19 protein-coding genes are annotated in these 21,030 nt (G+C 59.3%); 7 read left to right on the forward strand and 12 right to left on the reverse strand.

The features are described 5' to 3' along the window. From CMI59_RS06855 to CMI59_RS06870, 4 genes are all read left to right on the forward strand, one after another. The coding region (locus CMI59_RS06855) for a metal-dependent hydrolase (protein WP_293326475.1) at window positions 1-909 on the forward strand (909 nt) is incomplete at its 5' end. 136 nt (window positions 910-1,045) lie between these two features. Next, on the forward strand, window positions 1,046-2,365 hold the full coding sequence (locus CMI59_RS06860) for a cytochrome P450 (protein WP_293326477.1): 1,320 nt from the start codon (window positions 1,046-1,048) through the stop codon (window positions 2,363-2,365). A 138-nt stretch (window positions 2,366-2,503) separates the two neighbouring features. Beyond that, window positions 2,504-2,920 carry a Rap1a/Tai family immunity protein gene (locus CMI59_RS06865; RefSeq protein WP_293326479.1) on the forward strand — a complete coding sequence of 139 codons (417 nt, stop codon included), beginning with the start codon at window positions 2,504-2,506 and terminating at the stop codon, window positions 2,918-2,920. Window positions 2,921-3,467: 547 nt separating this feature from the next. Further along, the gene (locus tag CMI59_RS06870; protein WP_293326481.1) at window positions 3,468-4,196 is read left to right on the forward strand and encodes a response regulator transcription factor; all 729 of its coding nucleotides are present in this window, start codon (window positions 3,468-3,470) and stop codon (window positions 4,194-4,196) included. Window positions 4,197-4,220: 24 nt separating this feature from the next. On the opposite strand, the gene CMI59_RS06875 is transcribed toward CMI59_RS06870, so the two are convergent. From CMI59_RS06875 to cpaB, 11 genes are all read right to left on the reverse strand, one after another. Then, window positions 4,221-6,320 carry an ATP-binding protein gene (locus CMI59_RS06875; protein ID WP_293326484.1) on the reverse strand — a complete coding sequence of 700 codons (2,100 nt, stop codon included), beginning with the start codon at window positions 6,318-6,320 and terminating at the stop codon, window positions 4,221-4,223. An 8-nt stretch (window positions 6,321-6,328) separates the two neighbouring features. Next, a complete protein-coding gene (locus CMI59_RS06880) occupies window positions 6,329-6,814 on the reverse strand; it encodes a TadE/TadG family type IV pilus assembly protein (protein WP_293326486.1) in 486 nt (161 codons plus the stop codon). Between the two features lie 21 nt (window positions 6,815-6,835). Beyond that, window positions 6,836-7,033, reverse strand: coding sequence for a Flp family type IVb pilin (locus CMI59_RS06885; RefSeq protein WP_293326488.1), 198 nt, complete (start codon window positions 7,031-7,033; stop codon window positions 6,836-6,838). Between the two features lie 196 nt (window positions 7,034-7,229). Then, entirely contained in the window at window positions 7,230-7,469 is a 240-nt protein-coding gene (locus CMI59_RS06890) for a hypothetical protein (RefSeq protein ID WP_293326491.1), read from the reverse strand. Window positions 7,470-7,497: 28 nt separating this feature from the next. Beyond that, on the reverse strand, window positions 7,498-8,166 hold the full coding sequence (locus CMI59_RS06895; protein WP_293326492.1) for a tetratricopeptide repeat protein: 669 nt from the start codon (window positions 8,164-8,166) through the stop codon (window positions 7,498-7,500). A 62-nt stretch (window positions 8,167-8,228) separates the two neighbouring features. Then, window positions 8,229-9,170: a type II secretion system F family protein gene (locus CMI59_RS06900; RefSeq protein ID WP_293326495.1), complete on the reverse strand. Its 942-nt coding sequence runs from the start codon at window positions 9,168-9,170 to the stop codon at window positions 8,229-8,231. A gap of 8 nt (window positions 9,171-9,178) precedes the next feature. Continuing rightward, window positions 9,179-10,105, reverse strand: a complete 927-nt coding sequence (locus CMI59_RS06905; RefSeq protein WP_293326498.1) for a type II secretion system F family protein — start codon at window positions 10,103-10,105, stop codon at window positions 9,179-9,181. A 3-nt stretch (window positions 10,106-10,108) separates the two neighbouring features. Continuing rightward, window positions 10,109-11,341 carry a CpaF family protein gene (locus CMI59_RS06910; RefSeq protein WP_293326501.1) on the reverse strand — a complete coding sequence of 411 codons (1,233 nt, stop codon included), beginning with the start codon at window positions 11,339-11,341 and terminating at the stop codon, window positions 10,109-10,111. 3 nt (window positions 11,342-11,344) lie between these two features. Continuing rightward, window positions 11,345-12,538 (reverse strand): hypothetical protein, encoded by a 1,194-nt coding sequence (locus CMI59_RS06915; RefSeq protein ID WP_293326503.1) that lies wholly within the window; start codon window positions 12,536-12,538, stop codon window positions 11,345-11,347. A 4-nt stretch (window positions 12,539-12,542) separates the two neighbouring features. Beyond that, the gene (locus CMI59_RS06920) at window positions 12,543-13,925 is read right to left on the reverse strand and encodes a type II and III secretion system protein family protein (protein ID WP_293326506.1); all 1,383 of its coding nucleotides are present in this window, start codon (window positions 13,923-13,925) and stop codon (window positions 12,543-12,545) included. 7 nt (window positions 13,926-13,932) lie between these two features. Further along, complete coding sequence (gene cpaB / locus CMI59_RS06925; RefSeq protein WP_293326508.1) at window positions 13,933-14,823, reverse strand: Flp pilus assembly protein CpaB; 891 nt, start codon at window positions 14,821-14,823, stop codon at window positions 13,933-13,935. Window positions 14,824-15,425: 602 nt separating this feature from the next. On the opposite strand from cpaB, the gene CMI59_RS06930 reads away from it, so the two are divergent. Next, on the forward strand, window positions 15,426-16,943 hold the full coding sequence (locus CMI59_RS06930; RefSeq protein ID WP_293326510.1) for a ShlB/FhaC/HecB family hemolysin secretion/activation protein: 1,518 nt from the start codon (window positions 15,426-15,428) through the stop codon (window positions 16,941-16,943). Between the two features lie 280 nt (window positions 16,944-17,223). On the opposite strand, the gene CMI59_RS06935 is transcribed toward CMI59_RS06930, so the two are convergent. After that, window positions 17,224-18,369: a hypothetical protein gene (locus CMI59_RS06935; protein WP_293326513.1), complete on the reverse strand. Its 1,146-nt coding sequence runs from the start codon at window positions 18,367-18,369 to the stop codon at window positions 17,224-17,226. A gap of 263 nt (window positions 18,370-18,632) precedes the next feature. On the opposite strand from CMI59_RS06935, the gene CMI59_RS06940 reads away from it, so the two are divergent. Together CMI59_RS06940 and CMI59_RS06945 are read left to right on the forward strand one after the other, a co-directional pair. Beyond that, a complete protein-coding gene (locus tag CMI59_RS06940; protein WP_293326516.1) occupies window positions 18,633-20,366 on the forward strand; it encodes a TadG family pilus assembly protein in 1,734 nt (577 codons plus the stop codon). 73 nt (window positions 20,367-20,439) lie between these two features. Then, window positions 20,440-20,874 carry a response regulator gene (locus CMI59_RS06945; RefSeq protein ID WP_293326518.1) on the forward strand — a complete coding sequence of 145 codons (435 nt, stop codon included), beginning with the start codon at window positions 20,440-20,442 and terminating at the stop codon, window positions 20,872-20,874. Window positions 20,875-21,030: the final 156 nt, after the last annotated feature.

A 21,030-nucleotide genomic window follows, 5' to 3' on the forward strand; every position in this document is an offset into this window, starting at 1 on the left:
ATGACGCAACACGGTGGCCTTGCCACATTCACCACGGCGGCATTTCGAGGAGAGTATTTCATGACGCATTCCAGCCTGTCGCGTACACCCGAGGACGTCGATATCGTCACTCGTAACCGTCAATTCGATATCGAGGAAGTCCTCGCCACAAATTGGCACAGTGACGACGTATTCAAGACCGCATTCTTCAATGCGCTGTCCATTCTGTTCCCGCTGGGCGAACAGTTTTTCATCGATAGCGTGAAAGCCTATCGCAGTGAAATCGATGACCCTGTCCTTCAGGAGCGCGTCAAAGGTTTCATGGGTCAGGAGTCGGTGCATCGTCGCGAGCATCAGAAATACAATGAAGCGCTCTGCGAAGCGCACGGGCTCGACCTGGAAGAACTCGAAGCGCTCGTCGCCAAGCGCAAGGCCTTTGCGCAGAAGCATCTTCCGGCGTTGCGGCAGCTGGCGGGCACCGTTGCCCTCGAGCACCTCACCGCGATCATGGCCGATGCGACTTTCCGCAACCCGGCGACTCTTGAGGGCGCGCACCCGAAAATGAAAGAACTCTGGCACTGGCACGCGCTGGAAGAAACCGAGCACAAAGCCGTTGCGTTCGACGTCTTCGAAGCCGTAGGCGGCGGCACAGGCATGCGCCGCTCCGCCATGATCCTTACGACGATCGAGTTCACACATCACGTGATCCGCAACATGCGGCTTCTGCTGCGCGACTACAAAGGCTCGCGTATCAAGCTGTGGTTCGGCGGCATGAAGTTCCTGTTCGGCAAGAACGGGGCGCTCAGGGGCCTGTTGCGTCCCTATCTCGACTTCTACCGCAAGGACTTTCATCCCTGGGATCATGACAATCGCGAGCTTGTCGGTTCCGTTATGAAGGAATTCGGCGGCGGCACGGTTCAGCCAATCTGACTGCCACGCGCAGTCCACAAAAATATGGGAGATGAGAATGTCGGCGGTCGAAGATTTCGGATCAGATGTTCCCGGGAGGACCGTCGTTCCAGCGAGACCGACCCCACCCCGCCATCAGGTAGGTCTCGCCAGGGCCTTGATCCAGCCTGCCATTCTCACCAACCTCATCGCCTCCTTCCCGGAAGCCTGGTACCGGGAGCGCTTCAGCCGGTTCCGCATCGGTGTTTCTGCTTCCGGTCGGGGCATCGTCATCAACGACGCCGACGCCATTCGACACATCCTTGTGACGGCTGCGGACAATTTCCCCAAGGAGGACAATCAGCTCGCTGTGTTGCGCCCACTTCTCGGCAGAGGTTTGCTGACGGATGAGGGCGAGAGCTGGCGGCGCAAACGGCAGCTGGCCGCTCCCATTTTCCAGCATGCCGCGCTCAAGGAGTTCGCTCCGCTTTTCGTGCGAGCGGCGGAACGGTCGGCCCATCGGGCCCTGTCGCAAAAGAATGCCTTCCCCATCGACGCGGAAATGACCCGCGTGACGCTGGACATTATCGGAGAAGCCATACTGGGCTGCGATCTGGAATCCGATGTTGAAGACATTTCGAATACGGTGGGCGGCACGCTGGACAAGTTTCCGGGCATGTTTCTCGCGGGCGTTCTCCTTCCGCCCTATGGCCGGGATCGCGTCATCGAAGCGCTGGTCGCGCCGGGGCGGAGAAGCCTTACCAAGTTCGCCCGCAAGATCATCAAGCATGCGCGCGACAACCAGATCCGCTCCTCGCTGATCGGCAAGCTTATGGACGCCTCCAAGGCCGATAGCGGCGAGGACATGACCCTCGACAATGTCCGCGACGAAATCGCAACCTTCCTGCTGGCGGGGCACGAGACCACGGCAACCACGCTGAGCTGGGTATGGTACTTGCTCTCCCTCTACCCCGACGCGATGGTCCGCATTCAGGACGAAGTGGATCAGGTAGCGGAAGGGCGTGCTTTGACGGCGGACGATTTATCGTCACTGCCCTATACGCGGGCGGTTGTAGATGAAGCCCTGCGGCTCTATCCGCCGGTGGCCAATCTCCTGCGAAAAGCCAACGAGACGACGGAGGTGGCCCCCGGTATCACTGTAAAAGCGGGGGAAAGAGTGCTCATTTCGCCCTGGCTGCTGCACCGGCACGAAACCTATTGGAGCGAACCTGAGGAGTTCAGGCCGGAACGCTTTCTCGGCGAGGCCGGCAAAGAGCGCCCCCGCCACGCCTACCTGCCCTTTGGCGGCGGTCCGCGCATATGTATCGGGTCCAGCTTTTCCCTTATGGAGGCTGTGCTCATTCTGGGAACCTATGCCCAGAAGATGGGGGTTCAGGTGCTCAATACCGCAGAGGTAATGCCGCAGGCGCGCATCGTCATGCGGCCCTCCGTCAGGCTCAGAGCCGTAACGTTTCCCCGTGTGCAACCCAATGCGTGACCGGGCTTTCTATACAAAGATCACTCAGCTCGACACATACACACACAAATCAGACAGACTGGTTGAGTCAGCTTGATAGCATCCAGATCGAGATTGCGCAGCGACGCGCACCCCAAACGACTGACCGGGAGGAATGGAATGCGTATCAAATTGGCTATTTCGGCGGGGCTTATGGCCGGGCTCATGATGGGCCTGGCACCGGGCGCGCACGCAGCAGCGGAGCTGAGTTCGCTTCAGACTGGAAGCGACGTGGCGGAGGCCTGTGCCAACCCCGCTGACGCAAAAGCCATGACCGATGGAGAGCGTCAGCGGCTCCAGGTCTGCGGCGCCTATATCAACGGTTTTCTTGCGCATTACAGTTTCGTGCGCCGTCAGATCGAAAAGCCGTCCTTTTGCCTGCCGGAAAGCGGCGTGAACGGCGAAAGGGTCCGGCGTGTCTATCTGGCCCTGTTGAAGCAAAAGCCGGAATTGCGCGATATGCCGGCGAGCCTCGACATGGCGACGAGCCTCGCATGGGCCTATCCCTGCAAGGGAAAGACGCCCAAACAGCAATAATGCATGGCGCCCCCGGTTAGCAACCTAGCTGTACCGGGGCGCCGCCTCCTCGCATCGGGCACGCCATTCCCGAAGCAAGGCATCGAGAAGCTCCCTCAGCTCTTGATCGCTCAGACTACTGACGGCACTTGAGAGATCTGCCAGCCCATCATCTATGGGGTGCAATGGCGGTTCACTCACCCGGGTTCTGCGTTCATGTTCCATATTTGCGCCCTGTTCTCGTCACCTGACAGTTTCAAATTGGGGCTAGCTTGAAATGATTTCGAGGCTTGAGGTGTAGAAATCTGTGGCGAAAGGTGAATCGGACCTACTATTCCCGATAACCTCGAATCCGTATGATCCAACTGACAAAAATTCGGCGCTTTCCTTTGCGTGAATCAGCACCAACGGGTTTCAAGCGGCCACAGTGTTTCGTAAACTTTTAGGGCGTTATGTTTGTCTGTGGAAGCCATCCTTGGGGGACGCTTCCAGAAGGCATCCGCACCGGTGGGAGGACTGCGAAATGACCAATGTGTCAATACGCGATGATGAATCGCAAGGGACCGCCATGTCGAAACCGTCCCTGCTGCTTGTCGACGACGATCCGGATATTCTGGAGGAACTCGGGAGCTATCTGTCCGCCAACGGAATGGCCGTATCTCAGGCGTCCGATGCGCGGACCGCGCTGCAGATGTTCCGCGACAATACATTCGACCTGATCGTCCTCGATCTCTGGCTCGGGAATGAGAACGGGTTCGACCTTCTCCGGGAAATCCGGCAGACTCATATGACCCCGTGCATCATGTGCACCGCCCAGGACGAGGCGACCGACAAGGTCGTAGGACTCGAACTCGGGGCCGATGATTATGTGGTGAAGCCCGTTAATCTGCGCGAGCTTCTGGCGCGTATTCGCGCCCTGCTCCGGCGGTCTCAGACCAGCGGCGGGGGCGGCGGTGCCCAGGAGGAACAGAGCGTATTGATGGACGAGGTCGGCAGCCGCTGGATTTTCGATCCGATGCGCAGAAAGCTCTCCTCCCCGGATGGCAATCTCGTACCGCTGACCACGGCCGAATGCGACTTGCTGATCGAGCTCGTGGCGCATGAAGGACGGCCGCAGACACGCGAAGAGCTTTGCAGACGTGTCTTCAACCGCCAATGGCAGCCCTACGACCGCAGCCTGGACAGCATCGTAGTGAAACTTCGCCGCAAGCTGGAACCCAATCCCGACCATCCGATGGTGATCAAAACCATTCGAGGAAAAGGCTACCTGTTCACCGGATTTCCAACGGAAAGCTGAGTGAAAGAGCCCCGGTTCCGCGCTTCAGTTTTGCGTGGGAAAGACGAGCGTTACGCGCCCGCCCCCGTTATCGCAATTTCCGATGTCGAGGCGGCCGCCATGCTCGCGCAGTATTGCGTCGCAGATGGCGAGCCCCAGCCCCGTTCCTTCATTCGACGGCTTGGTCGTGAAGAAGGGTTCTGCAGCCCGATCCAGGATCTTGTCGGGAAAACCGGGGCCTGTATCGAGAACGTCGAGACATATCTCACCGGGCTGACGACGCGACGAAATCGTAATTCTCTTCTCCCCGTCACGAGCATCCGCCCCGACGCCCGACATGGCATCGGTCGCGTTCTGCACGAGATTTGTAAGCACCTGTTCGATCTGCAACGGGTCGACGGAGACAGCTAGCGCCTCCGGCACATCGATCTCGATGCGCACGCCCTTCTGCATCAATACATGTCCCATGATCGCGCTTACGTTTTCCGCCAGCGTGGCAAGCGCGATTTCTTCTTCCGATCCCGTTCCCTTGCGGCCGAAACGGCGAAGGCGGGTGACGACATCATTGGCGCGCTCCACTTGGGCAAGAATACGCTGCGCTTTCTTGAGGATGAAATCCGGCGGCACGTCCGGCGATTCGAGCATGGCCTCCAGGTTCTGCGCCGACATGGAAATCGTGTTGAGGGGCTGACGCAGTTCATGCGCAATGCTCGCCGACATCTGGCCGAGCGCTGCCATTTTGGCGGTCTGCGCTAATTGCGACTGTTCCTCTCGCAACTGAAAGGCCTGCTGGAGGAGAAGGTTGAACCGCGCAGCGAAATCGAGATCGGCGCTGTCGAACCCGTTCGGGCTGCGCGCAGCGCAAACCAGATATGCGGTCTCCGAGCGAAGCGGCAAGGCGATGATCGCAACCTCCCGTTCAGGCAGGTTGAAAGCAGATTGCATATCTGCCGCTTCATCGACCTTCTCACCGAGGACGCGCACCCCCTTGCCGGCAAGCCAGTCATCGAACTGCCGTATCAGACGCTCCACCCGGGCCGGGAGCATCCCGTCGCGTGGCACCAACAGACGGATAGACCTGTCCACCGCCTGCTCCACCAGAACGGCCTTATCGGCGCGGAGTGCGTCTTTCAGCAGTGCAACCAGTTTTTCCAGCCGTTCTCGCGACGTCGCATTGCCGAGAAGCAACCGAAGCCCCTCCAGCATGATCTCCGCTTCGCGACGGTGTCGTTCCTCCCGCTTGCGGGCGCGGCTGACGTCGTTCATCAGGGAAGCCGCTTCGCTGAGCGACCGGCGCTCATCGGAGGCCACTTCCGCCATCAGCGTACCGAAGAAGCCCCCCTCGGGATTGCTCATTCCGCTAAACCGCACGATCCGTCCCGCCCCGCCCTCGGCGTCCGGAATGCGCACGGCAAGCTGTCGGATTGTTTCGCCGCTCGCGAGACGATCTTTTACATTCCCTGCGCCGTCCCGTGGCACGAAACTGGAAAGCGACAGACCTTCCACCCGTGCGGCGAGATCCGCCTTCCCGTTCAGCACACGCCGGGAATGCAGGACGCCATTTGCAGAGGCCTCCCAGAGGATATCCGCATCCAGCGCGAGCGCATTGTTCACATAGCTGAGCTGCGTTTCGCTGGCACGCCGCCCCGCCTCCTGCATGGCCTGGCCCCGGAGGCGCTCGAGCGTTGCCGCCGCAAGCTTTGCCACATCGGTCATCAGACCGTGCGCCGGTACGCTTTCGCCCGCAGGGCAGGCAATGACCGCAAGCAGCGACGTCCCGGATGGCACGACAAGCGCCAACGACTTCCCGTCCGGCCCCTGCATCGCTGTATTCGGGCGGCGCTCCGCGCGTATGGCCCATTCGGAAAGGCGTGGCGTATCCTGCAGAAACGACCCGTCGGAGGGCGTCTGCCAGTTCAGCCGCCATCCGCCGGAAGCCGCAGGGGCAATCTCGACAAATATGAAATTTTTCAGCAAAGCGTCTTCTTCGATTTGCCCCGCCAGCTCGGCAAGCGCGCCTCGAAGCTCGCTTTCACTTCGGATCGGCGCCAGCCGAAGGGCAACATCGGAGGGCGTGACACCGCTTGGAGCCAACCCATTTTCCTGAGGGCGGTCATTCGTCCAGGGACGATCGGAAGCGGTCATGATCCGCCTCAACCTGACGGGTCGGCGACGACGAATGTCGTTTCGACGGGCGGCAGGTCTCCCAGAGAGGGCACAAACGGCATGGACGTAAAACGATTGTCGCTATAGGCAATCGTGATCTTCATAACGGAATTATTTGTGCCGCTCGTGTCGAAAGTAATCGATGCCTTGGCAGGATCCACCAAGGGCGAATAGGCGTTGAGCGCATCATTTATCGCGGTCGTGGCAAGCGTCTCTCGTTCACCTGTATTGAGCCCTGCCATGGCGGCGCGGCCACCTTCGGCCACCGCATAGGAAAGAGCTATGCGTGTGCCGAACATGAAGCCGAATGTGATGATGCCGAAGAGAATGGCAAAGAACACAACGGACACAAACGCAAACTCGATCGCGACGGAACCGCTTTCGTTTCGCCGGAAGGAAGCACGGGGCCGCACCCGCCTAACGCGGATACGACCCCCGGAGCTTGCAAATTTACCCAACCAATTGCTGTTCATGGGAACTATCCAGCAACTGGTTCAGCTTCCTGCCGCCGTTGAAAGGTTGGTCCCGACTTTGGTGTAGATCGATTGAAGATCGGTACCCACACCAGACGCCGCCGTGTAAACGACGAGGGCGATGCCTGCTGCCAGCAGGCCGTACTCGACAGCGGAAATACCGCTTTCGTCCTGCGCAAACCTCTCACTGAACGCTTTGATCTTGCCAATCATGGTCATAGCAAGTTCCTCCATATATGGCCTTATGGCCTTCCTCACCAAGTACCTGAACCACTCAGGCACTCCTTACCCGGGTCTTAAAATGCTATCGCCTGTCTATTGACAGTGCGTTTACCAGCTCAACTATCCTGCCACTCCAGACACCGGGTGTGTGTCAATTTGAGTGGATTTGTGTGAGCCAGCAAAAACATTTCGGCTACTTCCCGGCTCCTGTGCCGGATGTCGAAGCCGGCTTTTCCAGCTTCTTGCCGATATTCTTCAAATACTCCTCGTGAATGCGCTCCGCTTCATCCGCCTGCATCGGAACAGGCCTGGATTTGGCTGCATACTGAACCGCCATCACATCTTCGGCAGTGGAAGATTTTTGCTGTGCGGCAGCCGCGCCTGCTCCCAGCAGGAATGAAACTCCCGCCAGTGCAATTGTCATATGCTTCATCACGCGTCTCTCCTTTGCCGACGTCATATCAATTCACGGCCTGCTTCTTTTCCTGGTCCTTCACCCAGCTCCGCGCAAAATCGCGAACGGCCAAACGCTCCTTACGCGTCGCAATCCCATCGATCAGCCGCTGCGCTTCTCTTTTTTCGCCTCGCATCATCAGAACAAGAACCAGATTGTTGCGGATCGATGTCGAAGCCGGGCTCAGTTCGTAGGCCTGCCGCAGATTGAACTCAGCCTGCTTCAATGCCTCGGGCCCGAGATGAAGGCGCGCATAGCCGAGATTGTTGAGATATTCGGCACTGGCTGGACGCGCTCCAACGGCATTGCCGAAATGCTCTGCCGCTTCGCTCCAATTGCCCCGGGCGGCGGCGACCCTCCCCAGCCCGGCATAGCCATCCGCGGCGCGGCCCGTTCCGGCAAGCTCGGTAAATGTGTCGACCGCGGCATCGTACTGGCCGGTGCCGAGCAATGCCTCCCCCCGCAGCGAAAGATATTCCGCACCGCCCTTTTCGCTGACGGCATATTGATCGAGATAGGCCAGAGCGGCTTTGTAGCGCCCCTGGTCGATCAGCCCCCGCACGGCGTTCAGATAGAGTTTCCGCGTGGAGGAAGCATCGATCGGCTTGGCCGCTTCCGTCATCTCCTGCGGCGCCGGATGTTCCGGCTCCATCATGGCGTCATAAGCACGGTCCATGGATGCGCACCCGCCAAGGACGGGAACCAAAAGAAAAGTCGCAGCGGCCAAAAAAACCGATCTCATCTCTCCGCTCCTCTTTCCTGCATGTCGTGAGCCACCGAACTTATACCGCTAGACAATTGCACGGCTGCCGGGCCTGCCAGAACGATCAACAGGACAGGCATGAAAAACAGGATCATCACGATCGTGAGATGCGTCGCCTTCTTGCCCACGCTTTCGCGTGCCTGTGACATGCGAATATCGGAAAGATCGGCAGAGAACCGGCGCAGGGTCGACCCCAACTCGCCACCGGAAAGAAGCGCCTGTTTGATGATATTGGCGAAGTCCTGACCTTCATCGACACCCATCCTGTGTCCCATGCGGTCCAGAGCCACATCGTATGGCACGCCCGACTCCACATCGGCAATCAGGCGTTTCAGGACATACCCCGTGACAGGCGCGGTTTTGGGGGCGACAACAGACAGATGTCTCAATGCCTGATCGACACTCACGCCCGCATCGAGCACCATCAGCATAATATCGAGTACTGGCGGCATTTCCCGGCGCACTTTGGCTGCGCGACGCTCGGCCAAGACTTTCACGGCGATCAGCGCATAGCGATAAACGAGGTATCCGAAGAAGGCGCCGATGACGATCTGGATCGGGCCCAGCCCTCGGGTCGCCTGCAGCCAGAAGAACATCACAATCGTAAGCAGCACAGCGAACGCAAGACGCAGTGCCAGAAAGATGTAGGGCGCAGCGCCGGCAAAGAAGCCCGCCTGAACGATGAGGTCCCGGACTTCGGAGCTTACGCTTTCGCCTGCTATGCGACGTCCCAATTGTTCCAGAGACAAAAGGAGACGGTCGATGCCCGACCCCGCAAAGCCTTCCGTCTCGAACATTTCGCCGAACCGCATCGACACGGTCCGCTGTCGCAGCAGGATGACGGCCGACAAGACAAGCGCCAGCCCGCCCGTCAGGGCCGCTGCTATCGCAATAATCCATGTCAGTCCGTCGAGCATCGCTTCCCTCAGTAGGACGTTTTCACAACGGTGCGCATCAGGATGCCACCGATGATCTGAGACGATACGCAGTAAATGAGGAGCAAGCGGCCAGTGGGATCGTGCAGGAACCAGCCGACATAATCCTCATTGTCGATCATCACTAATGATGCAACTGCCATCGGCAACAGGGCTAGCACCCATGCGCTGGAGCGGATCTGCGCGGTATTCACACGCACTTCCCGTTCCACCGCCGAGCGACGACGAATGTTTTCGATCAGATTGGCGATGATCTGTGTGATGGAACCGCCGAAACGAAGATTGGTTTCGATCGCCGTTGCAAAGAGACGTATCTCATAGACTTCCAATTCATCGGCGAGTTGAGACATGCTTTCACCGACGCCTGCGCCATTGGCGATACGCCTCATGGTCGGCGTGAACACTTCAGCCAGGACCGGCGAAGAAGATGCCGTCGCACGGTTGAGAGCAACCGGCAGACTGTTGCCGACGATCAGCAGCTGCCGAACCCGATCAAAATATCCGAGCATGGCACCACTGACGGCATTCATTCGCTTGCGTGCAAGGTGGTCGACGACAGCGAGAGCAACCAGTATCGCAGTGAGCGTGATCAGTACCATTATCGCAAAGCCGAACCAGCTCACGAGACCAAGTAGAATGGCCAGGCTGAAAAAACCGAGCACGCCCGTATTTATCGGTTCGATCTCAATACCGGCCTGGAAGAGACGACGCCTCAGCCAAACGGGCAGCCACCGCTCTATCGTGTCATCCTGTTCCTCATCGCGCGATGCGGCCATGGCGGCGGCCCGCTCCGTGCTGAGGAGACCGGTAAGCTTCCTTTCCACGGCCATATCGTCGCGCTGCCTGTACACGGCAAGCGCCAGCAACGCAGCAATCGCGATACATATCAGTGCGAAGATGAAGCCGATAAACGCCATATGCTAGACCACCCTCTTCCTGCCCCGGTCGGCGCCATTTGTGAACACCTCCCTGAGCGAATAGGTCGGACCTTCCATGCCGACCACCTCGCAAATCGATGCGATTTCGCGAACGCCGTCTGTACGGCGGGAAATATGAACAACGATGTCGATAGCACCCGAGATGAAGCGGCGAACGGCCTGCAAATCCGACGAGAAGCCGTAAAGACCCATCAGCATCTCGAGCCGTTCCAGCGCATCGCGCGGCGCATTGGCATGGAGGGTCGCCATAGATCCATCATGCCCGGTGCCCATGGCCTGCAGCATTTCGATAGCTTCGCTGGACCGGACCTCGCCGAGAATGATGCGGTCGGGGCGCATACGCAGCGCGTTGCGCAGAAGATCCCGCGAGCTGACCTCCGAGCCGCCATCCGGCGTGGACGGTCGCGTTTCCAGCCGCACCACATGCGCCTGCTGGAGCTGAAGTTCCGCGGCGTCTTCGATGGTCACAAGTCGTTCCTTCAGCCCGATGTAAGAGCTCAGGACGTTCAGCAGCGTTGTCTTACCCGAACCCGTGCCGCCGCAAATGAGGATGTTCTGCTTGTTGCGAACGGCACTGGTGAGGAAATCGAGCATTTCCCGCGTCAGGCTTCCCCCGCGCACGAGGTCGTCGCCGGTCAGCGGTACGCGCTTGAACTTGCGGATCGACACCACAGGCCCGTCAAGCGCGACGGGGGGAATGATGACATTGACGCGCGAGCCATCAGGCAGGCGGCCGTCGACATAGGGCGAGCCTTCGTCCACGCGCCGGCCGATCGGGCTCACGATGCGCTGAATGACATTCATCAAATGCGTGGTATCGCGGAAGCGCGTATTCACCGGCTCCAGCTCGCCCTTGCGCTCCACATAGATGCGATTGGGACCGTTGACGATCACGTCGTCGACTTCCGGATCGTTCAGCAGGGGCTGCAATGGCCCGAAGCCGGTGATCTCGTTCTGCACATCCTCGATGAGTTGAGCGCGCTCGCGCATATTGAGAGCGATGCCGCGCGACATCAGGACAACGGAGATGGCACGGGCGATCTCATCCTGCAGAACTGCTGTGGGCAGCGCCTCGCCTTCAACGCCCTGCTGCTCGAGATATTCGAGCGTCAGATCGAATACGCGGAACTTGATTTCCTGGTACCGGTCGGAAACACCGATATCGTTCGATGAAGCTTCAGGCCCACGCAGATATGGCTGCATCCCGTACTTCATGTCTTATCCCAACAACTTCGAGGCCCAGGCCAGCAAGGGCTGGCTGGCGGTTCTTGCGTCTTCCCGCCCTGAAATCAGGGAAAGGGATTCAAGATAATCTTCCAGTTCCTCTGTATAGGAAGAGCGACCGGACACGGAGAGCGGCACACCGCTGTTCAACGCTTCCGTCATGCTGTCCCAGCTTGTGCGCAGCCGGATCGCGCGCTGCGCATTGGTCGCCTGACGGATCGCCTCGAACTGCGGCACCATCGTTCCAGAGTATTCGTGAACGGCAAGCATGGGCTCGGTGCCCGACGGCCGAACGGATTTCAGCAAGGCGATAATCTCCGCTGCCGCCTTGACCGAAGAGAACCGCTGATTGCAGGGCACGATCATCTCGGCATCCTCGCCGGGCAGCCGCAAAACATCTTCCCGCCGCGAGAAGGGTCCGAAGGCAATCACCACGACCTTATAGAGCGACCGCAGCACTTCCAGCGCCGCACCGAGGTCCTGAGCATCGAGGAACCATTCTTCCGTATCGCCATGAACGGCAAGCGGCAGAACGTAAAGCCCCGTTCTCGGACACTGCGCCAGCGCGGAGTCGAGAAGTGTGCGGTCAAGCCGGGACATTTCCCTCACCGCGTCCTTGATGAGGAAAGGCAAATCCATATTGAGGGCAATGCCGGCATCGCTGGCCGGGAGCGACAGATCGACCAGCAGGACACCGTCCTGCGGCTGCCTTTCGGCGATCAGGGAAGCCAAATTGACGGCCAGATCCCGGTCCTCGTCGCCAGAGCCTCCCGACATGACCGCAACAAAGCGGGCACTGGTATCGCGGCGCGCGCGAACATTCGCTGCGATGTGGCGCTGGACGACACTCAACACCTCGTCGTCAGGCGCATCGCGGTCAATAAAATCACTCGCGCCCGCCCGCATGGCCGTAAGGATAAGTTGGGCGCCGGCCTCGTTCCCGATCACCAGATAGGGAAGGTCGGGGAACCATTGCCGCACGGAGGAGAGACGCTCGTAGGCCGTGCTTGCGCCCATGCGGAAATCGCTGTCGGCGATCACACAATCGGGCGCAAACTGAGCCGCCACCTCCTGAACCGCATCGGTAGACGGATCGCTGCGCATGACGGTCGCAATCGACGTCAACGCCCGTCTCAGCTGCTCGCCAAGCTCACCCTCACCCGAAATCAACAATACACGGTACGTCACCCACTCACCTCATCAGCCCGTGCTTCACAATATGGTCGTCAAGCGTCGTCGTATTGAGCAGCCGCTGCTCAAGAGAAGGATCGTAAGGCGGCACGCCCTCGCCCGGCAGTTTCGGCATGGTTCCCGCCTCCATGGGCGAAACAAGCCGCGGCGTGGCGACGATGATCAGTTCCTGCCGTTCGCGCGAATTCTGCGTGGTGCGGAAAAACTGGCCGATAATCGGCAAGTCGCCCAATCCCGGTACCTTGTCTTCCACATTCGTCGAAGAGCTGTACATCAGCCCCGCGAGCACAAAGCTTTGCCCGTCGCCCAGTTCGATCGTGGTGCGCGTGGAGCGCGACCGGAGAGCCGGGATACGAAACCCCTGGATCTCAATGCCGTTGGAATAGTCGAGCTCGCTCACTTCCGGCGCGACCTTGAGCACGATGCGGTCATTGTCGAGAACCGTCGCGTTGACGCCGAGCTGCACACCGAAGCGCTTGTATTCGATCGTGACGGTGTTGTTGCCGGACCCGGACTGGGGAACCGGTATCGGAATTTCACCGCCTGCAAGGAAATCGGCCTCCTCTCCGCTTCGCACGAGAAGCGTAGGCTCGGCCAGCATCTGCGCGAGATTGGCGCTGTCCAGTGCACTGATGACACCGAAAAGATCGCCGTTGCTTCCGGAAAGAAAAAGGTTGAAAGCCTGCGACAGAGGGAGCCCCGCCGTCACCGAAACGCCCCGCGTACCCACTGAATATGATTCGACCGTGTTGGGTACGGTCGAGGCAAACTGGAAATCATTGCCCAATGTCTGGAAATTGATTCCCAAAGCCTTCAGCGTATTCACCGACACGGCGGCAAAACGGATCTGCACCGCGACCATCCGGCGATCGGCCACTTGGATCTGGTTGTCCGCGTCCTTTCCCAGATAGGTTTTTGCAAGGCTAGCGGCGCGCTGACGATCGTCCAGGCTGTAAACCTGACCTTTCAGCGCCACCCCCTCGCCGCCCTGCACGACGCGCACACCGGAGAGACGCTTGTCCTTCTTCAGGGCGCCCTGCAGATCGCCGGTATCGGCTCCTACGCGAATGCTGTAAGCGCCGCTCTTCCCAGAGTCAGAATACCAGACCGTCAGATCGGTTTTGCCCGGCGCCTTGCCGAGCACGCGAAGCTGTTTGGAGGACAGGACCTGAACCTGCGCCACTTTCGGATTGCCGAGAGCGACACGTTCGACGCTTTGCGCGAGGTTGAGTATCTTCTGACCGCCCAGCGGCACATTCACCGGCGTCGCCGCATCGGCGTTTCCCGCGCCGACGAGCGCGAAGACGACGAGTGTCACCAACACACGCAACGCCCTGACGCCTTTCATTTCCGCAATCGCCCAATGCCGCATAATGGCCAGCACTCCCGCCTCACTTCTCTGTATAGATCGTGGTCTGCGCCGAGCCAGACAGGACTTCCACCCTGTGGCCGCTCTGGCGCTTCGTGGAATCGTCCCCCGCCAAACCCTCTCCCGAGGACGGCTGCATATCGCTCAGATCGATCAACCGGGCTTCCGCGACCTTGTCGTCGCCAGGTTTCCGGATAGCGAGCGACAGTTCGCCCAGGCGCTGCGCAAGCGCCAAGCGGGCGACCTGATCGGGACTTGCCGCAAGCGCTATGGTGCGCGCGCCAAGTTCTGCTTCTGCACCGGATGTGCTGAGCTTCTGCCCGACGGCAAGCACCTGGATATTCTGAAGAAGAAGAGCCGCACGGCTCCTGTCCGCGGATTTCTCGCCGGCGACCTGCTGCTGCGCAAAGATATTGCCCGGCAAGGTGACATAGATGTCCGCCCGATCGCCGACTTTCAGAAAGCCGCCAAGAATGTCGTCCTCGGTCACGTTGATCGAATAGGCGCGAAAACCATCCGGCACGAGCGCAGCAAGCCCCGCGGCTGCAAGATCGTTCCCGAGCGCCTTGGACATCAAAATTTGTCCGGTGGCGATATCCGCCTGCGCGACATGACCGACAACATCTACATCGGCTGCAATCGCTCCCTCCGGCGCGGGTGCCTCGACACGCGTCGTCGATACATCTTCCGCAGCAAGCTTGTGCCCACGCCGAATATCACGGGCCGCGGTCTGAATTTCGACTGTCTTGATCTGTTCGGATTGCTGGGCGGGCTGCGAGGGCACACGCGCCGCCTGTTGCGCGTCGAGGCCGGTCAGGCTGATCCAGATGAGGACCAGCGCCGCGACAAGAAGTGCCGCGCCAACACCGAGCAACACAACCGGATTACGCAATACCCGCTGATCCAGCGCCATCGAACTCCCCTTCTGCAGTCCTTGCTGCAGCTCCCGTAACTACCGCCCGAAAAGCACGGATATTCCACCCTCCGCGCTCCGAACCCACCTGGCCGACTTTCTCCGTAACGCCCTGCAAGATCTTGCTGAGACAGTTCCGGTGAATCGATTTAACAACATCATTCGTTAATTCTAACTTGTATTCATCAACTAATTTTTCCCACACTAGTATTGCGGGTATTCCCTGCGGCAGAGGAACAACTGCACAGACCCTTTCGGCGTCATGGTTATTCTTCATATCTCCCCGAAAACAGGGTTCTTTTGCTCTGCACAAAGAGTAGTATTTCAAGAACTCTACATTTCTGACTTTTTGTCGGCTCGACATAACCCTTACGCCGACATGGAGAACTTCTCCAGCAGTTGGACAAAGCGTATCACTTCACCGACATTTTTCGACGCTGCGAGAATCATTTCTACTAAGTATGCACACACGCTCGCGCAAAGGGGCGATCGCGCACATTACTCTTCTTAAACGGAAATCAGGTTCGACTACGGTTGTGGTACTCGTCGTCAATCGGACAAGTATCACGCCGGCACAGGACGGCAATATGGGGTGGAGGGACATGACAAATCGCAGTCGGGCTTTACTTATCGCGACATCGACGGTCGCACTGATTTCACATCCTGTTCTGGCTGCGGCCCCGAATGTCCAGACCGCTCCTTCTCCTGGAACGGTGCTGACACCGCCGGAGCCTGCCCCTGACCTTCCGAAGCGGGAAGTTCCCAAACTGCAGGAACAACTCAATCTTCCCGACGGGTCTTCCCGGGTGCTCAATTTCCGGTTCTCGGCCGTTCGTATCGCAGGCAACAAGGTCATCGACGCCAAGGAGATCGCCGCGAAATTCGACGGCCTGCTCGACAAGCAGATCACCTCCGCCGATCTGCGTGCCTCGCTCGATGCTGTCAACAAGCTCTATGCCGACAACGGGTATGCGCTCGGCCGCGCCTATATTCCTGTCCAGGTTGTGCGCGGCGGAACGCTCATCGTGCGTGTCGTCGAAGGCTATATCGGCAAGGTTTCGATCGACACGGACAATGACCGATTGCGCAGCACCATCGAACGATTCAGCAACCGGATCACGGCGGAACGGCCTCTCACGGTCGATACGCTGCAGCGCTACCTTCTTCTCATCAGCGAAATACCCGGCCTGAAAATCGGCGGACGCCTGACGGCCATGAATGTCTATACCGGTTCGGCGACGCTGACGCTGACCACCGATTACGAACTCGTTTCGGCTTCCACCGCGCTCGACAATCGTTCCAATCTCGAAGACCTGCCTTTTGCGACCTATGTCACAGGCATGGTCAACAACGCGTTCGGCTCTGGCGATCAGCTGTCGGTGACGACGCTCGTTTCACCCGAGCTCGACAAACAGCAATATTATCGCGCCGCAGCGTCCACCTTTATCGGTACCGACGGGTTGCGCGCCACGCTCGGCGCGTCCTACGCGCGTTCGCTGTCTCCCGACATACCTGCGCCGAACAAACTCGTCAGCAAAAGCAACCAGTTTGACTTCCAGCTGAGCTACCCGCTGATCCGCGCGGTCAATCAAACGCTCAGGCTGGAGACCGGCGGCTATTACACGACGTCGAAGAATATCCTGAACGGCATTTCTTTCAGTGAGGATGCGATCCGCGCCGTCTATGCAGGCGCGCAATATACGGGACGCGTCGGTGAGAGCGTCACGGTCGGAGGTTCGTTCCGCATGACGCAAGGCCTGTCCATATTCGGCGCAGGCCCCGACAACAAGCTGCATTCGCGCCTGGGCGCCGTGCCGAACTTCACCAAATTCTATGGCAATGCGACGCTCATCTATGCTGCCACCGAGAAACTGCTTCTTACGCTGAAGGCCGCGGGGCAATACAGTCCGGATTCGCTCTACAGTTCTGAAGAGATCAGCTTCGGCGGCGCGCAGTTCGGCCGCGGCTATGACACATCCGAAGTCAGCGGCGACAGCGGCTACGGTCTTTCCGCCCAGGCGGGGTATCGTTTCGACGTCGACATGCTGGGCGGCTGGTCGCTGACGCCCTACACCTTCATCGACCATTCCCGCGTCTTCAACCAGAAGGTGGATCTGTAGGGCGACGCGAAGCTGCTCTCGACCGGCGTGGGGCTGAATGCCTCCAACAGGAAGTGGCTGTCTCTCGGCGTCGAAATGGACAAGCCCATCAACCGGAATGTCACATCCAAGGGCAACAAGGACCCGCGCCTCTTCGTGTCGGCCGAAGTCAGGTTCTGACCTCGACACTTAAGGTGCAGGGTCACGGTACCCGGCAATTAAAAAGGGCCCCGGTATGCGGGGCCCTTTTCTTTTGGATCGTTGTTGCTGCCGTTCTCGAACGGGGCTTTTGCGACGGCGACTAGCCGCCGGTCCCCAATATACCGTTCAGCAGTCCCCCCACCGGCTCGCCCACCACGGGGAGCGAGGAGATCGCGTCGGTGACCGGAGAGAGCGCCCCCGTTACCGGCGACAGCGCGTTTGTCCCGGAGGTCGAGCCGCCGGTTACCGGCGAAAGCACATTGTTGATTGCGGATACCGGGTCACCCGATACGGGGAGCCCCGTACCGCCTTGCCCCGTGAGGCCGCCCAGAACATCGCCGATCACAGGCACGCTGCCCAGCGCGTCGGACACCGGCGTCAGAACCGTGTTCAGACCATCGCCGACAGGGCTGGAGTTCCCGGCCACAGCGCCCAGAACGCCGGAGACGGTGTTCCCTACCGCGCCAAGCGGTGCCTGGCCTTCAGGCAACGCATTGCCAAGAACCCCGGCATCGCCACCGCCCAGAAGGCCGCCCACGACGCCGCCCAAGGGCAGAACGCCCGCCGTCAGATCGGACCCGAGAAGGTCAGCGACCAAGCCGGACTGTCCGGTGATGCCAAGCGATGCCTGCCCGGCAAGGGCTGTCGTAAGCTGGCCGAGCGGCAGGTTATCCGTCGCCGGGGCAAGAAGCCCCTTGGTCGGATTGTCCCCGAGGACGCTGCTGAGCAGCCCGTCATTGCCGCCCGCGATATTCGACGCGATCAGCCCCTGGCCGCCGAGAAGGTCGCCCCCTACATCGCTACCGAGAAGATCGGCGACGACACCGCCTTCACCGGTGAGCCCGAGGCCGCCGGGCAGGATAACGCCGTCGCCCGTCCCGGCCAGCGCACCCGCGATTTCAGGCACGATGCCATCTGTCTCCGCGCCCGGTTTCGTTCCCAGAATACCCGCAAGCTGGGGAAGCGTTTGCTCGATCACGCCACCTATGGGGTCCGATCCCGTCAGACCGTCAAGGACGCCGCCATCGCCTGTCACGCCGAGGCCATCGACGGGAACGCTACCCTCCGAAAGAGAACCTGTGGAAGCCGGCGTTACCGACCCACCGCTCTGATTGGTCGCATATCCGCTTCGCGCGGCGCCGCCGCCGACCTCGGAGGACATCGAAATGCTGTCCGTACCACAGGCCGACAGCCCCGCGCAAAGAAGCGTCAGAGCCATTGTTCTGGTAAATTTCGGTGTCGACATAACGCCCTCCCTAAGCCCGTCGGCGAAATTCTTCCGCCTGCTGTCTGCTGACTTCCTTGATAGGACGGGAAAGCGCTCTTGCGTGTTGCGATCTGTGGCTTTGTGTGAGCGAAGTGACCATCTGCCATGCTCCGGCTACAGAGGATCACCTTTAAAGACAAAACACACGGCTCGCAGGCGGGCAGGATGCCTTAATCTGGCGCCTGGGCCATTCACCTTATGTCAATCATGGTTTATGAAACTGGCTTCAGGAGGAGTTCAGCATGAAGCGGTCGCTCATTTCGCTATGGGGCCGGTTCGCCGCCGACGAAAGGGGAGCCATCTCCATTCTTGCGGTCGGCGCGATCGTGGCTGCCATCGGGGTTTCGGTGATCGTGATCGATGCGGGCTCCCTGCTCTATGCCAAACGCCAGCTTCAGGCGGCCACAGACGCCGCCGCCATGTCCGCGGTGCGTGACATCGGCAAAGCCGGCGGAAACCCGACGGCACGCGCCGAGGCAGCGCTGTCTGCCAATGGTTTCGATAGCCCCAAAAGCCTTCAGGTCGTATCAGGCGGCTACGATGCGGATGAAAGCACCGCTGCGGCCGACCGCTTCGATGCGACGGCCGGCACGGACAACGCCGTGAAGGTCATGACGAGCATCGACTCGCCCACCTATTTCGCTCAATTTTTCGGCGTTCCCGGCATCTCGGAAGTCTATGCGGAATCGACCGCCGCAATGGTGAACCAGGCATCGATATCGGCTGGGACGGGTCTTGCGTCGCTCAATGATGGCATTGCGAACAATCTCCTGACCGCGCTGCTCGGGACAGCCATCAACCTCTCCGCCGCGAATTACCAGGGTTTGGTCGACACGAAAATCGATGCCCTCGCCTTTCTCGATGCGCTGGCGACGCAAATCGGTGTCAGCGGCACATATGGCGACCTGCTGAGCGCCGATGCGTCTGTCGGCGACATCGTGAATGCCGCGCTCGATGTGCTGACGTCCGGAGATACCAGCCAGTCCTCCGGCAATCCGGTGGCCGCGCAACAGGCCCTCAACGCGCTGCCGGGAAGCGCGCTCAATGCATTGAACCTTTCGGTCAGTGCCGTCGTCGATGCTTCGGAATTGCAGAACCGGAAGATCGGCAACATCATCAAGACAGGGACAAACGACCTCAAGGTGAATGTCTACGACCTGCTCATCGCGGCCGTGATGGGACAAGCAAACGGGCAAACGATCGATCTGGGGCCAACCGTCAGTGTCCCAATTACGGGGACCAGCATCAGCACGCGTATCGCCATAGGCGAACCGCAAGCCTCTTCGAAAGTCGGTCCGGTCGGCATTCAAGTCAAAACCGCGCAAGTTCGAATTGCTTTGGACGCCACTATTGCATCAGTCGACATCGGACTGATTTCTACAAATATTTCTCTCCCGATATATCTGGAATCCGCTTCGGGCACCGCAACGATCTCCGCAATCCCATGCAGCCGCAATGGCACGATGGTGAGCGTCACTGGCACGACAGGTGTAGCCAAAGCGAAGGTTGGCGCGATTGACGATGCAACCCTAAATAATTTCGGTAGCTCGCCCACTCTCAGCGATCCGGAAATTGCTCGATTGAAGGCAATCGGAATTACGTTAGCTGCTATCTCTGCATCGGCTGACGCCCAACTCGGCCAGGGGGGACCTTCGACTAAAGACTTCACTCAAAACGAAATCGACAATGGTACGTTGAAGACCGTCAGTTCAAGCGTCGGCCTTTCTACTTTGCTCTCCAGTCTGGTTAGCAATCTCAATCTGAGTGTGAATGTACTAAATTCAGGTCTGTTGAGTTCGCTCGTTGGCTTGTCTGCCAATGCGATTAAAACGACTGTCTCTCTTGCCGTAGTCCCTCTCATCAGCGCCCTAGAAACCCCTATCGACCAACTCCTCGCCACCCTCGGCGTACAGATCGGCACACTTGATATGGGTGTAAACGGGACGAGCTGCGGGGTGCCCAGGCTGGTGGGCTGACAGTGCATATTCACGCGCACTCATATGCAATAAGCTGCAAGACTGACTGTCTCGGTTAGGGTCGGAGTTCCCCATGGGCGACAAAACGGAAAATACGAATATGCAGGACGAAGTCGCCCTCAAGCGCATCATGATCTGCGACGACGATCTCGATTTCGCCGAAGAGTGCTCCGATGCCCTGCGGGCACGCGGCTACGATGTCGTTCTTCGGACACCAAAGTCGGATTTCGAGGAGATCGTCAAGGCCTACAGGCCACAAATACTGCTTCTCGATCTCTATATGCCGGGGCTCGACGGATATGAAATCCTCAAGATAATTGCCGACCGCCCTTCCCTTCACGACATAAGCATCGTTGTGACCTCGGGCGCTGAAGAGCCGCTCATGCGCGGCATCGAAGCTCAATGCCAGGCTTACGGATTGCGGCTTCTGGGCATCTGCCCCAAACCTGTCGACCTGTCGGTACTCGACGGCATTCTGGCGCGAGACGATGCGCATGTCCGGAACTGAAGCTCTTCGTCCAGGCGCCTGTTTGTCTCAGATGTGTCAATTCCGAGCGAAACGATTCAGGCCCTTTTAACGACCTCTATGCCTAAATGGTGTGAAGCGTCCCCGGCTATCCACACAACAACTGTGGCGCGGAACCGGGCCTTCAACCAGAACGGC

The sequence above is a fragment of the Parvibaculum sp. genome (genome assembly GCF_002684405.1).
In the GTDB taxonomy this organism is placed as follows: domain Bacteria; phylum Pseudomonadota; class Alphaproteobacteria; order Parvibaculales; family Parvibaculaceae; genus Parvibaculum.